This is a genomic window from Prevotella sp. Rep29 (assembly GCF_019551475.1).
Lineage (GTDB): Bacteria > Bacteroidota > Bacteroidia > Bacteroidales > Bacteroidaceae > Prevotella.
Map to the genome: position 1 here is coordinate 906,293 of NZ_CP047159.1, position 12,431 is coordinate 918,723.

Below are 12,431 nucleotides of genomic sequence, written 5' to 3' on the forward strand. Positions count from 1 at the left end.
CGCACTGCCCTTCAAGACCCACCCTTTAGGGGGGATAGGGGGGCTGGTCGTGTCTCTGTTTTATCATTTGGCGACATGTCAACTTTGAGTTTCCATGCTACCAAAGTCTATAACACAATCGAAGGCGGTGCAATGGTCATGCATGACGAGAAAACGAAACAGCGCATTGATTACTTAAAGAATTTTGGGTTTGCTGGAGAAACGGAAGTAGTAGGTCCGGGTATCAATAGCAAGATGGACGAAATGCGCGCAGCATACGGTTTGTTAAACCTGAAACAAGTGGATGATGCGATAGAAGCACGTCATCAGGTGGCTATCAGATATCGTGAGGCATTGAAAGATGTAGATGGCATAGAATATTGGAATGACCTGCCAGGAGTAAAACACAACTACAGCTATTTCCCTATTTTTGTTCATCAGAAGACTTTCGGCATGACACGCGACGAGCTTTACTTCAAACTAAAAGAACAAGGCATTTTCGCCCGTCGTTATTTCTATCCACTCATCAGCGATTTCTCCACTTATCGTGGTTTGCCCAGTGCGACGAAAGAAAATCTGCCCGTAGCCAACGAAATGGCACGGGAAGTCATCTGCCTGCCGATGCACCATGCGCTGAGTGAGGATGAGGTAGATAGAATAATAAAACTCATAGCGAGATAATTTTATATTCCGAACATACCCTAAAAAGCCGAACACGACGAAAACTACAATTTTCGGGCATTTCGATGTTTTCGAATACTTTCGGGATACAAAAAGAGTAGTTTCCGAAAAAGCACGAAAAACCGAAAAGTAGTTAAAACCTTTATTTCTGGGTATTTCGACATTTTAGGAAACTTTCTGGATAAAAGATAATTCAACATTCCGAAAACACCCTAAAAAGCCGAACACGACGAAAACTACAATTTTCGGGCATTTCGATGTTTTCGAATGCTTTCGGAATAAAGATAATTTATGGATTCCGAACATGCCTAAAAAACGAAAAGTAGCGAAAACTTATATTTCGTGTATTTCGACATTTTAGGAAACTTTCGGAATTAAAACAACAAATTAAAAATGCTCGTATATAAGGACGAGTCGTACAAGATTAGCGGAGCACTATATGAAGTACACAAACGTCTTGGTGTAGGGTTGTTAGAAAAAGTATATCAAGAGGCACTTGCAATAGAACTAAAATACCGAAATATTCCCTTTGAAAGGGAAAAACGGTTTGACGTTTACTATAGGAATCAAAAACTCGATGCACAATACATTGCAGACTTTATATGCTATGACAAAATAATAGTGGAGATAAAGGCTGTGAGCGAACTTACAGATGTTCACAAGGCTCAGGTTCGTAATTATCTTACGATAACGGGCTATGAACTCGGAATTTTGTGCAACTTTAACGAGCTGTACATGGAACCAGTTAGGGTACTTAATACAAATTTAAAATAAAAAATGGTTTCCGAAAACACCCTAAAAAACGAAAAGTAGCGAAAACCTTTATTTTCGGGCATTTCGATGTTTTAGGGCATTTTCGGGATAAAAGATAAATTTAGGTATCTAAAATACCCTAAAAAGTTGGACATGACTAAAACTTTTATTTCTGGGTATTTCGATACTTTCGGAACACCAATAATTTACGAATAAGGTCATTATGACAGAATTATCAAAAAAAGAACATCAAGCCCAAATGCAGAGTATGAAGGCTTTTGACGAGTCGATGCCTTGCATAGGAATTTTTTGGTATGCCCCCACTGACCATTCTTTTTTTGGTGTTAGGAAATCGGAGCTAACCCCCAAGATGGTGGAAGAGGCAGCAGAGAAAGGACTTCCTTTTATCAACTATCCTCACCTTCACCGTCAAGTCTGGGCAAAAGAATATTTCCGCGCCCAAGCCATGAAGGAGGATACAAAATTCAAAGGAGATTACACTCAGATTCCACGAGGACGTGTGGCATGGAATATTAATAAGTTTATTGTCCTTGTCGGCAAGTGGGCAGAACCGATTCAAGCAGAACTGACCACTCTTATCGAACAAGAATTCTCCCTTCCTTATTTTGAGTATGTATATGACGAGCACTGGGATCTCGGTCACGGGTGGTCGGGAGATATGAAATAAGATGCAAAAAAACATGTTGACAACAAGACAAAAGAAGTTAATGCTTCTTGGTGGTATACGTTACTTGTTGCCAGTTATCAAAGCGGCACACGAGCAGGGATATTATGTTATCACTGCAGATTACCTACCAGACAATATTGCTCACAAGTATAGTGACGAGTATGTCAATGTGAGCATTATTGATAAGGATGCAGTACTAAAGGTAGCACAAGAAAAGCAAATTGACGGGATTATGTCTTTTGGAGTTGATCCTGGTGTTGTTAGTGCATCTTACGTGCAAAATCAAATAGGACTTCCCTCTTTTGGTCCTTTCGAGTCAGTTGAGATTCTTCAAAATAAGGATAAGTTCCGTGCTTTTCTGACCGAGCATGGTTTCAATGTGCCTAAAGCTAAGGGATTCTCATCCAAGCAAGAAGCATTGAGTGATTTGTCGTGGTATGATTTTCCTGTTATCGTGAAGCCTACAGACTCGGCAGGTTCAAAAGGAGTTACAAAAGTTGATTCCGAGAATCAATTGTCTGTCGCTTTAGACTATGCTTTTGCACATTCTATGTCGAAACATGTTATTGTTGAAGAATTCATTGAGAAAAAAGGCTGTTCGTCTGATACAGATTGTTTTTCAATAGATGGAAAATTAACATTTGTAAGTTTCAATGCTCAACGGTTTGATGACAATGCAAGTAACCCGTTTACTCCAGCTGCATATTCTTGGCCTTCCACTTTTACAAGGAAGGAAGAAGAGTATTTGACATTAGAAATTCAAAGGTTGATAACTTTGTTAAATTTAAAAACAGCAGTTTATAATGTTGAAACTCGTATAGGTGTAAATGGTCAACCCTACATCATGGAGCTGACCCCACGTGGAGGTGGTAATCGTTTGTGCGAAATGCTGCACTATGCTACTGGGGTTGACATGATTACAGCCATTACTCGTGCAGTAGTTGGCGACTCTATATTAGAACCTGTTGAGCAGAAGCCATATAAAGGTCATTGGGCTGAAATCATTCTTCATGCTGACAAAAATGGTCGTTTTGACCGAATTGAGATAGATGATAAATTGCCTGTAGATATTATAGAACAAGACCTCTGGGTAAGGCAAGGAGATAAAGTTGAATCTTTTGAAGGTGCAAACAACGCCATTGGCACGTTGGTTTTGAAATTCAATACAGCAAAAGAGTTAGAATATGCCATCACGCATCAGCGTGAATGGCTTGAGGTTGTCGTGAAATGAAAAAAGAGATAGGTAGCATCTTTCCATTAAATGACCAGCAGATTTCTTCAGCTGAAGATAAATGTGCTTCATTTGCAGAGGGGCGTATATATTATTCTCTTTGTCGTGAGGCTCTGCATGACATAGCATTGTCTCTTGCTGACACTAATAAATGTGTGTTGATACCTGCTTATACGTGTCAAACTGTTATAACACCTTTTGAAGAGGCTGGGTGGAAGTGTCAATATTACTCAATACACACATCTCTTCGAGTTGATGTTAGCCATTTGTTGCAGTTAGTTGATAGTTATCATCCATCTCTGGTTGTGGCACACCCATATTTCGGGATGGATTTAAATCCTGAAGAACGGTTGGCATTTGGAACTATACACAACAATGGAGTAAAGGTGGTCTTAGATTTAACGCAGTGCATTTTTTCTGAGCAGGATACTTCTTTTGCCGATTATGTTGTTGGTAGTTATAGAAAGTGGTTCCCAATTCCTGATGGTGGTTTTCTGATAAAAACAGAGGTGGCTAATAATATTATCCAACCAGAGCAGGAAAATGTAGAATTTGTGGAAAGAGAACTTGCAGCAATGTATTTGCGCGGTCAGTATTTTGGGAATGGAGAGTTGCGAACAAAAGATATTTCCATTCGTTTAAGTAAATCTGCTGATAATGTTGCAGAAAACAATATTCGTCCCCATAAAATGTCGCAAGTTGCATATAATCTTTTACAAAAAGAGGACAAAATAAGAAATCAGCAAGTACGTAAAGAAAACTTTCAGTTTTTATTTGAGCATATACATGATAACGATAAAATAACAAAAGTGTGTAGCAGTCTTGACAACCTAACTACAGCTCCTTTGTATTTTACTATTTATGTACAAGATAGAAACGCATTGCAATCCGAGTTGATTAAAGACGCAATCTATGCTCCTGTTATTTGGCCAGTGGAAGATGAAAATATTTTAATCAATGATGAAGTAATATATATATATGAGCATCTCCTTGCCATTCCTTGTGACCAGCGATATAATGTGGCGGATATGAAAAGGATTCTTAAATTGTTAGTTGATTTTTATAATAGATGATATCCCCTTTTGGGTAAAGAATATAAGGGCAAAAATTAATAATTATGTTGAAAGGAAAAATTGTTTATCTGAGATTGTTTGAACCGGAGGATTATGAAAAAACTTATCTGTGGCATAGTGATTTCAATCTAATGAAATCAACTTGTGGACCTTTACGGTTGGTGTCAAAGGACATAGAACGTCGGTGGGTACAATCAAAAACAACGAATAATCAGGAAAATATATATTTAGCAATTTGTCTAAATGAAACAGATGAAATGATAGGCTGGTATTCTATTTCTAATATAGACTTTCTGAACCGTAAATGTCATTGTAGCGGTGAAGTAATAGGCGATAGACAATATAGGGATGGCGCAGCTTACAGAGAAGCAGGTGATTTGGCTTTTCAATATATCATTAATGAGCTTAATATGAATCGCATATCAGGATCTTGTCTTCGTGAACATGTTTTGTCAAGAGCTGTTATGGAAGCAGGCTATTGGACTCTTGAAGGTATTGAAAGGCAAGCAATATTCAAGAATGGGAAGTATCATGATATCTGTCATTATTCAATACTGAGAGATGAGTACTTCGAACATTTGAAAAATGGTGATTACTCAGATCTTACTTTAAAAATTGCCAAAATAGTAATGAGGTTGCGTAAACAAGAAAAACTTAATTCTAATTGATAAATTCTTTATCATTTAATTTCTTTTTATTAATGACTTTTTAATGAAAACTTTAGATGCATTTGTAATTTATAGTTTAGTTTGATAATATTGACATTGGCGAGTTGAAACTAAAGAATAGAGGGATTGGGGCATGTCTCACTAAGAACAGGTTATAAATAATATAAAGATGTTTCAGCAGTCCAGACGTTTATCAGATTTCGGTATTTATCATGTAATGATACGAGGAATTAGCCATAAGAATATTTTTGCAGAATCGGAAGATTACTGTCAGTTTCCAACTACTTTGAATAAACAAGATAATCATTCGAATCTGCCGGCACGACTCTATACAGTACTATGCTTACTGTCTGATGTTAAGTTATTTCCAGATGCTTATTCGTGGCAAAGGATACAATTGTACAGTTGACGCAAGAGTTATTGCTATTAAAAAAAATAAATATGGAGAAACGATTTATAAAAATCCGGCAAAGAAATTAGAATTTTGATGTTAGAAAATTATTATAATTGATTAGTGTATATGAAAATAAATTTAATTGAGTTTTTTGTTGAGACGGTCAGACATTTCGGGGAGAAAATAGCCGTAGTTGATGGTGAACGAAATATTACATTCAATGAGGTGGATATGCGTGCACGGCAGTTGGCGCAGGTAATCATAGATTCCTGCCAGTGCAAGAATCGTCCAATAGCGATGTTTGTGCCCAAATGTGGTGAGGCTGCAATAATAGACCTTGCCATTACATATAGCGGCAATGCCTATATGAACCTCGATGTCAAAAATCCAGCAGAACGTCTTGGTAACATCTTGGCATTGATACAGCCAACAGCTGTTGTGACGAATAACAGATTTAAGGCTATTATCGAACCGATTGCTGTCGCGAATAATGTAGTTGTTGTCAACATTGATGAAATAGCCGAAGACGCCGTTGTGCCTTCACAGGAGGAATTACTCGTACGCATATCTGACCTTATAGATACCGACCCTTATTGCATCATTAATACCAGCGGTTCTACGGGGACACCTAAAGGGGTAGTTCTAAATCACAAGAGTTTCATAGATTTCATGGCTCAGACGTTTGATGAATATTGTTTCACAGAAAATGATATCATTGGTTCTTTATCGCCAGTCGTGTTTGACATTTGGAGTTATGAATTATGCCTGTTGCAAGGAAAGGGGGCTAGCATCGTGGTGATACCCGATACTTGGTCGGCTTTTCCTGTAAAAATCTTACAGTTGATGCAGCAGCAACAGGTGAGCTATATCTTCTGGGTACCAACCATCATGGTAAATATTGCTAACATGGGATTGCTACAGCAGATAAAGTTACCAAGTCTTCGTCTCTGTTGGTATGCAGGAGAGGTGTTTCCAACTAAACAATTCAACATGTGGCGTCATAGTTTACCACAGACAATATTTGCAAATTTCTATGGTCCAATAGAGATTACGCTTGATTGTGTATATTATACCGTTGAGCGTGAGATTGCTGACGATGAACCTATTCCTATAGGTAAAGCGTTCCGCAATACCGACATACTCATACTCAATGAAAACGACCAAAGGGTAACAGAACCCAATGTAGAGGGTGAACTCTGTGTCCGTGGCACTTCGTTAGCTATGGGGTATTATAACAATCCAGAGAAGACTGCCGCTGCTTTTGTACAAAATCCGCTCAACCACAGTTATTCGGAACTTATCTATCGTACGGGAGATTTGGTATTCATTAACGAGCGTGGTGAAATCGTGTTCAAGGGGCGCAAAGATAGTCTTATCAAACATATGGGGTACCGCATTGAACTTGGTGAGATTGAGCACGTAATTATCAATACCTTGAAACTGGTGAAAAACGGCTGTATCGTTTATAACCAAACTGAAAAGGAAATCACTCTTTTTTATGAATCAGAACAGGAGATTCCTGTTTCAGAGTTCCGCAAAAAAATTGGTCAGGCACTGCCCAAATATATGATACCTACAGTCTACAAGCACTTGGAGCTGCTCCAGCGTAACACTAATGGTAAGATAGATCGTCTGTATTACAAGAATTTAGTAAATGGATAAAATCCTATCATACGAGCAAATCCAAAGTTTTATCGGTGAAATTAGAAATCTCCGACAGGGTTTTGTAACGAATCTCTTTTGGGATGAGCAGAAACATTCCTATTGGGTTACTAAAGGTCATTTCTTCTGGGAAAAGCATGAGTCATGTTATATCCTACAACATCAGGAAGAAAATTTCTGCAACCTTTTCTATATAGCGACCTCTATGGCTGTTGTTGGGAAAGCTCTTTCTGTAGTAAACCTTGTTTGTGATGGAGTAATAGATGTTGTCTGTAAGAATGAAGGTAAAGACGAAGTCGCTTCACTGCAAAATGCGGGATTCATGCCATATAAGCATCTTTACCGTATGAGTCATATTGGCATTCTGGCAGACGATAATTGGGAAAAGTCTGATAAAGTTGAATATGGCAATAGCGAAGATGCTTGTTTGGTGTATAAAATTTTACAAAAAAACTTTGACCCGCTATGTGAGCAATTGCCTTCTTTACAAGAAGTGAAAGACTATGCCCATCGTAAGCAATTGCTTGTCATTAAAGATAGCGTAAATCTTTGCGGTTTTTTGATCTTTGAACTTTCTGGCAAAACATCATGGTATTTGCGCTACTGGTACACTTCACCAGATTACCGCAATCAAAGAATCGGAGCCAGTTTATTAAAGAACGCTTTACTCATAGGAAAAGAAACCAAACGTCAGCAGTTATGGGTGATTTCCGACAACGATAATGCCATCAAGCGTTATGAGCATTATGGTTTTAAGAAAGAAAACATTAATGACTATGTAATGATAAAACGAAAATAAATTATGAAAGAAAAGATTATTGAAATTTTGACCGAACTCCGACCAGAGTTTGATTTTACAGAAAAAGTTGATTTTATCGAAGAAGGAATGTTGGATTCCTTTGATGTGGTAAGTTTGGTAGATGAACTAGATTCTACTTATGGAATTTCTATTGATGGTGTTGATGTTATACCAGAAAATTTTTCATCTATAGAATCTATTGAAAACTTGCTAAAGAAAAACGGTGCAAAATAATGGATTTCGTATTTAAAAACAAGCGAATTAGTGGTGTTCTCACTATTCTGCCTAAAAAGGCGGTGAAGTTTGAGGACGAGATGGCAAACTATAGTTTCTCGCCAGCCAAGTGTATGAAACTGAAGTTAGCAATGGGCTATAATGAGCATCGCATCGCAGAACCAGGACAGTGTTCGTCGGATTTTTGTAAGTATGGATTACAGTATCTGTTTGACAACGATTTGCTGAGGAAGGAGGAAATTGATGCATTACTATTTGTATCCCAATCCCCCGATTATTATATGCCACCTACTAGTAATATCCTCCATGGTGCATTTGGCTTGAAGCATGATTGTTTGTGTATGGACATCAACCAAGGTTGTGCAGGATTTGAACTGGGATTAATACAAGCCTTTATGCTTCTTGAGCAGCCCACAATTACTAAGGTCGTACTGATGAATGCAGATGTATTAAGTCCTAAAGTGTCAGACCAAGACCGTAATAGCAAGCCTCTTATTGGCGATGGTGCCTCTATCACTATTGTAGAAAAGTCGAATGATGATTCTACAATTTATGCCAATATTAAGATGGATGGTACAGGAGCTTTTGCCTTGAACATCCCTGCAGGTGGTTTTCGTATGCCAAGCACTCCTGAAACGGCTATAATGGAAGAAGATGCTGCTGGTAACTGGCGTAGTAAGGACAATTTGGTAATGCAGGGCGATGATGTGTTTAATTTCGTTCAGCGTGAAGTACCTCCGATGATAGAGCATTTATGTGAGCAAAGCGGAGTTTCCAAAGAAGAAATTGACTGGTATATGTTCCATCAGCCAAATAAGTTTATGCTTAATAAGTTGGCAGACAAATTGGGCGTGCCACGTGAAAAGATGCCTGCCAATATAGTGGAGAACTTCGGTAATGCCAGTGGTGTAACGGTACCAACTTGTATTAGTTTCAATCTTGGTGAAAAGTTGTGTAATGAAACGATGCAACTTTGTATGGCTGGTTTTGGTGTGGGACTGACTTGGAGTTCTATCATGATGAAAGTAGGAAATCTAAATTTTAACAAAATAATAGAATTTTAAAATAAAGTAATAACATTAAAAGTAAACGAAAATGGAAATCAAAGAATTTATTGAGAATTTTGCTGATCAGTTTGATGAAACGGATATCAGCGAGTTGAAACCGGAAACCGAGTTCAAAGAACTTGACGAGTGGTCTTCACTGATTGCTCTAAGTGTGATTGCAATGGTCGATGAGGAGTATGACGTTACTATCAAAGGTGACGACATCCGTAATTCTAAAACTATAGAGAATTTGTTTAATATTGTAAGCGAAAGAGCATAATGGCATTCTTTTCTATCAAAAATGTTTCAATTAGGGGGATGGTTGCCTGTGTCCCCCCTTTCATCGAAGATAACAGGTTGCTCCCATTTTATAAAGAAGGGGAAGTCGAAGAAGTCATTAAATCAACAGGCATTGAGAGAAGACATGTCGTTAAAAATGGGCTTACTGCTTCTGATCTCTGCTTAAAAGCAGGAGAAAATCTTATCCAAGAGCTGGGATGGGAGAAAGATAGTATCGATGCTATATGTTATGTTACTCAAACTCCAGACTACATCAATCATCCTACGGGTTTTGTAATTCATGAAAAACTAGGACTCAGCGATGATTGCTCTGTCCTTGATGTTTATCATGGGTGTCCAGGATGGGTTGTAGGAATGTGCTCGATATCTTCTATGATGGTAACTGGCTCGTTGAAAAGAGTTCTTCTATTTGATGGAGATAGTACAACTCCATGGGGATATAAAAACGATAGAGAGAGTAGACCACTTTTTGGCGATTGTGGAACCGCTACAGCACTCGAATTTCAAGAGTCCGCCCCCCCCATGTATTTTAATATAGGAACTAAAAGTTCTGATGGTTGGGCGTTAGTACGCAGAGAAGGTGGAGCTCGTTTCCCATACAATAGAGAGAACTTTGAGAAAGAGATGAGATTAAGAGAAGGAACCTTAGAGCTTGAAGGTAATGCAGATACCATGGATGGTATGAGCGTTTTTTCTTTTGGTATAACAGTACCTCCAAAGAGTATAAAGAAACTTTGTGAATATGTACATGTGAAATTAGAAGATGTCGATAAAGTTATCATACATCAGGCAAATCTGTTCATGGTGGAAAAAATAGTAAAAAAACTTAAGATTGAACCTTCGAAGGCTCCCATTAGCCTAAAAGAATACGGAAATACTACAAGCGCCTCTATACCTCTGACAATATGTTCTCAATGTCATGAAGAATACAGTAGAGGGAAGGTGAGCACTATCGCATGTAGTTTTGGTACAGGCTTATCATGGGGTACTGTCTATTTAGAAACTGACAGAATAATTTGTCCTGATGTTATTGTTTACAAAATATAAATGATATGTATAATCCATTCACATTACAGGGTAAGAAAATATTGGTTACTGGTTCATCATCAGGCATTGGTAGGGCAACGGCATTGGAATGCTCACGACTTGGAGCCCAAGTCGTATTATCAGCACGCAATATTAAACGTTTGGAAGAAACTCTTTCAATGATGGAAGGCGATAAGTCTATCCATCAGATATTAGTGGCAGATTTGACTGTGCAGGAAGAACTTAATGAACTTGTAAAGAGAGTACCAGTCCTTGACGGAATTGTTCTTTGTTCAGGAAGGACTGGGAATGCGCTACCCATTAAGTTTGACAAACGAGAAAAAATAAATCCAGTTTTTGAAGCAAATTTCTTTGCTCCATTCGAGTTAATGCGTTCTTTGTATAAATCAAAGAAGCTTAAAAACGGAGCCTCGGTTGTTACAATAGCCTCAATAGGTGGAGTTAAGGCGTTTGCCACAGGAAATGGTGATTATGGCGCAGCAAAAGCTGCACTTAATTCAATTATGAAATTTGCGGCAAAAGAATTTGCAGCTAAAGGTATTAGAGTAAATTGTATATGTCCAGGAATGATTCAAACACCAATGGTAGATAGTTGTGAATTTTCAGAAGAACAACTAAAGACGGATATTGCAACCTATCCATTGAAAAGATATGGTAAACCTGAAGAAGTTGCATATGGAGCAGTCTATCTGCTGTCAGATGCTACAGTTTGGGTAACAGGAATAGAACTCTATATAGACGGAGGTGTGACAGTTTTGTGATACTAGTATAATATGGAATTATAAAATTATGGCTTTTTTCGAATTTAAAAATGTAAAGATTGCAGGTCTGTCGGCTGGCGTACCCAGTAAAATATCCAAGATTGATCAAGAATCGTTAGGAGGAACTAAATATAGTGCAGAGGATTATTCGAAATCTGTAGGTATCTATCAGAGAAGAGTATCCGATAGTTTAACGACTAGTGACTTATGTTACTGGGCTTCAGAACGTCTAATTGCAGACATTGGTTGGGATAGACGTGAAATAGAGGGTATTGTATTTGTTTCACTCTCGCCCGATTATATGCAACCTGCAACAGCAGGTATTTTGCAAGATCGGCTGGCTCTGAGTAAAGAATGTTTTGCTGAGGATATTTTGTTAGGATGCTCAGGATGGGTTTATGGATTATGTAATGCCGTATCACTTGTATCATCTGGAAATATGAAGAAGGTACTATTAATGGCTGGTGATGCAAGGTTTCGAGCACAGCATCCTTTGGATCCTCTTTTTGGATTTGCAGGAACGGTGACTGCTTTAGAGTATGACGAGAGTGCTGAACCAATATGTTTCCATATGGGGACTGATGGTAGCGGATATGATGCTCTTATTATTCCTGATGGAGGCGCAAGAAATCAATTGTCTGAAAAGTCATTTATTATTGAAAATGTTGATGGTAAGCCCATGCATCGTATTCAAGCCAGAATGAAGGGCATGGATGTATTCTCTTTTGGAATAACTACAGTTCCAAAGTCGTTAAAGAAATTCTGCGAGCATTTCAATATCACATTAGAAAATTTTGATTATTATGTGCTTCATCAAGCTAACAAAAAGATGGATGATGCAATTGTTAAGAAATTGAACTTGAAGCCGGAACGTGTTCCTTATAGTCTGCATGACTTTGGAAATACTTCATCAGCTTCCATACCACTAACGATAGTTACTATGCTTAAAAAAGCATGTTTAAGGGAGAAGAAAAGTATTTTGTGCTGTGGTTTCGGTATTGGATTATCATGGGGAACCGTTTCGTTTAAGATTGGCCCTGAGTGCAATATATCCGATTTGGTTGAAGTTAATGAGGATGGTGACGACAAGATACATGTTATTTAATAATAAACTT

The 12,431-nt window shown here is 38.1% G+C and carries 13 protein-coding genes and 1 pseudogene; all 14 read left to right on the forward strand.

Going from position 1 to position 12,431, the window contains the following annotated elements; genetic code table 11:
- Window positions 1-54 precede the first annotated feature (54 nt).
- A pseudogene (locus tag GRF55_RS03815) lies at window positions 55-660 on the forward strand (DegT/DnrJ/EryC1/StrS family aminotransferase); the annotation flags it as partial.
- 393 nt (window positions 661-1,053) lie between these two features.
- Entirely contained in the window at window positions 1,054-1,434 is a 381-nt protein-coding gene (locus tag GRF55_RS03820) for a GxxExxY protein (protein WP_220369218.1), read from the forward strand.
- 202 nt (window positions 1,435-1,636) lie between these two features.
- On the forward strand, window positions 1,637-2,101 hold the full coding sequence (locus GRF55_RS03825) for a hypothetical protein (RefSeq protein ID WP_220369219.1): 465 nt from the start codon (window positions 1,637-1,639) through the stop codon (window positions 2,099-2,101).
- Window positions 2,102-2,114: 13 nt separating this feature from the next.
- Entirely contained in the window at window positions 2,115-3,332 is a 1,218-nt protein-coding gene (locus GRF55_RS03830; protein WP_220369220.1) for an acetyl-CoA carboxylase biotin carboxylase subunit family protein, read from the forward strand.
- The gene (locus GRF55_RS03835; RefSeq protein WP_220369221.1) at window positions 3,329-4,405 is read left to right on the forward strand and encodes a hypothetical protein; all 1,077 of its coding nucleotides are present in this window, start codon (window positions 3,329-3,331) and stop codon (window positions 4,403-4,405) included. Before GRF55_RS03830 ends, GRF55_RS03835 begins: the two co-directional genes overlap by 4 nt.
- Window positions 4,406-4,449: 44 nt before the next feature.
- Window positions 4,450-5,073 carry a GNAT family N-acetyltransferase gene (locus tag GRF55_RS03840; RefSeq protein WP_220369222.1) on the forward strand — a complete coding sequence of 208 codons (624 nt, stop codon included), beginning with the start codon at window positions 4,450-4,452 and terminating at the stop codon, window positions 5,071-5,073.
- Window positions 5,074-5,593: 520 nt separating this feature from the next.
- On the forward strand, window positions 5,594-7,129 hold the full coding sequence (locus tag GRF55_RS03845) for an AMP-binding protein (protein ID WP_220369223.1): 1,536 nt from the start codon (window positions 5,594-5,596) through the stop codon (window positions 7,127-7,129).
- On the forward strand, window positions 7,122-7,928 hold the full coding sequence (locus GRF55_RS03850; protein ID WP_220369224.1) for an N-acetyltransferase: 807 nt from the start codon (window positions 7,122-7,124) through the stop codon (window positions 7,926-7,928). Before GRF55_RS03845 ends, GRF55_RS03850 begins: the two co-directional genes overlap by 8 nt.
- A 3-nt stretch (window positions 7,929-7,931) precedes the next feature.
- Entirely contained in the window at window positions 7,932-8,162 is a 231-nt protein-coding gene (locus tag GRF55_RS03855) for a phosphopantetheine-binding protein (RefSeq protein WP_220369225.1), read from the forward strand.
- Window positions 8,162-9,226: a 3-oxoacyl-ACP synthase III family protein gene (locus tag GRF55_RS03860; RefSeq protein WP_220369226.1), complete on the forward strand. Its 1,065-nt coding sequence runs from the start codon at window positions 8,162-8,164 to the stop codon at window positions 9,224-9,226. The genes GRF55_RS03855 and GRF55_RS03860 overlap by 1 nt, the downstream gene beginning before the upstream one ends.
- Window positions 9,227-9,257: 31 nt before the next feature.
- The gene (locus tag GRF55_RS03865) at window positions 9,258-9,488 is read left to right on the forward strand and encodes an acyl carrier protein (protein WP_220369227.1); all 231 of its coding nucleotides are present in this window, start codon (window positions 9,258-9,260) and stop codon (window positions 9,486-9,488) included.
- Complete coding sequence (locus GRF55_RS03870; protein WP_220369228.1) at window positions 9,488-10,555, forward strand: 3-oxoacyl-ACP synthase III family protein; 1,068 nt, start codon at window positions 9,488-9,490, stop codon at window positions 10,553-10,555. Before GRF55_RS03865 ends, GRF55_RS03870 begins: the two co-directional genes overlap by 1 nt.
- A gap of 5 nt (window positions 10,556-10,560) precedes the next feature.
- Window positions 10,561-11,316, forward strand: a complete 756-nt coding sequence (locus tag GRF55_RS03875) for an SDR family NAD(P)-dependent oxidoreductase (RefSeq protein ID WP_220369229.1) — start codon at window positions 10,561-10,563, stop codon at window positions 11,314-11,316.
- A 28-nt stretch (window positions 11,317-11,344) separates the two neighbouring features.
- On the forward strand, window positions 11,345-12,421 hold the full coding sequence (locus GRF55_RS03880) for a 3-oxoacyl-ACP synthase III family protein (protein WP_220369230.1): 1,077 nt from the start codon (window positions 11,345-11,347) through the stop codon (window positions 12,419-12,421).
- Window positions 12,422-12,431: the final 10 nt, after the last annotated feature.

Coding starts and splice junctions, on each gene's coding strand:
- GRF55_RS03820 (WP_220369218.1), top strand. CDS start 1,054: ATGCTCGTATATAAGGACGAGTCGTACAAGATTAGCGGAGCACTATAT.
- GRF55_RS03825 (WP_220369219.1), top strand. CDS start 1,637: ATGACAGAATTATCAAAAAAAGAACATCAAGCCCAAATGCAGAGTATG.
- GRF55_RS03830 (WP_220369220.1), top strand. CDS start 2,115: ATGTTGACAACAAGACAAAAGAAGTTAATGCTTCTTGGTGGTATACGT.
- GRF55_RS03835 (WP_220369221.1), top strand. CDS start 3,329: ATGAAAAAAGAGATAGGTAGCATCTTTCCATTAAATGACCAGCAGATT.
- GRF55_RS03840 (WP_220369222.1), top strand. CDS start 4,450: ATGTTGAAAGGAAAAATTGTTTATCTGAGATTGTTTGAACCGGAGGAT.
- GRF55_RS03845 (WP_220369223.1), top strand. CDS start 5,594: ATGAAAATAAATTTAATTGAGTTTTTTGTTGAGACGGTCAGACATTTC.
- GRF55_RS03850 (WP_220369224.1), top strand. CDS start 7,122: ATGGATAAAATCCTATCATACGAGCAAATCCAAAGTTTTATCGGTGAA.
- GRF55_RS03855 (WP_220369225.1), top strand. CDS start 7,932: ATGAAAGAAAAGATTATTGAAATTTTGACCGAACTCCGACCAGAGTTT.
- GRF55_RS03860 (WP_220369226.1), top strand. CDS start 8,162: ATGGATTTCGTATTTAAAAACAAGCGAATTAGTGGTGTTCTCACTATT.
- GRF55_RS03865 (WP_220369227.1), top strand. CDS start 9,258: ATGGAAATCAAAGAATTTATTGAGAATTTTGCTGATCAGTTTGATGAA.
- GRF55_RS03870 (WP_220369228.1), top strand. CDS start 9,488: ATGGCATTCTTTTCTATCAAAAATGTTTCAATTAGGGGGATGGTTGCC.
- GRF55_RS03875 (WP_220369229.1), top strand. CDS start 10,561: ATGTATAATCCATTCACATTACAGGGTAAGAAAATATTGGTTACTGGT.
- GRF55_RS03880 (WP_220369230.1), top strand. CDS start 11,345: ATGGCTTTTTTCGAATTTAAAAATGTAAAGATTGCAGGTCTGTCGGCT.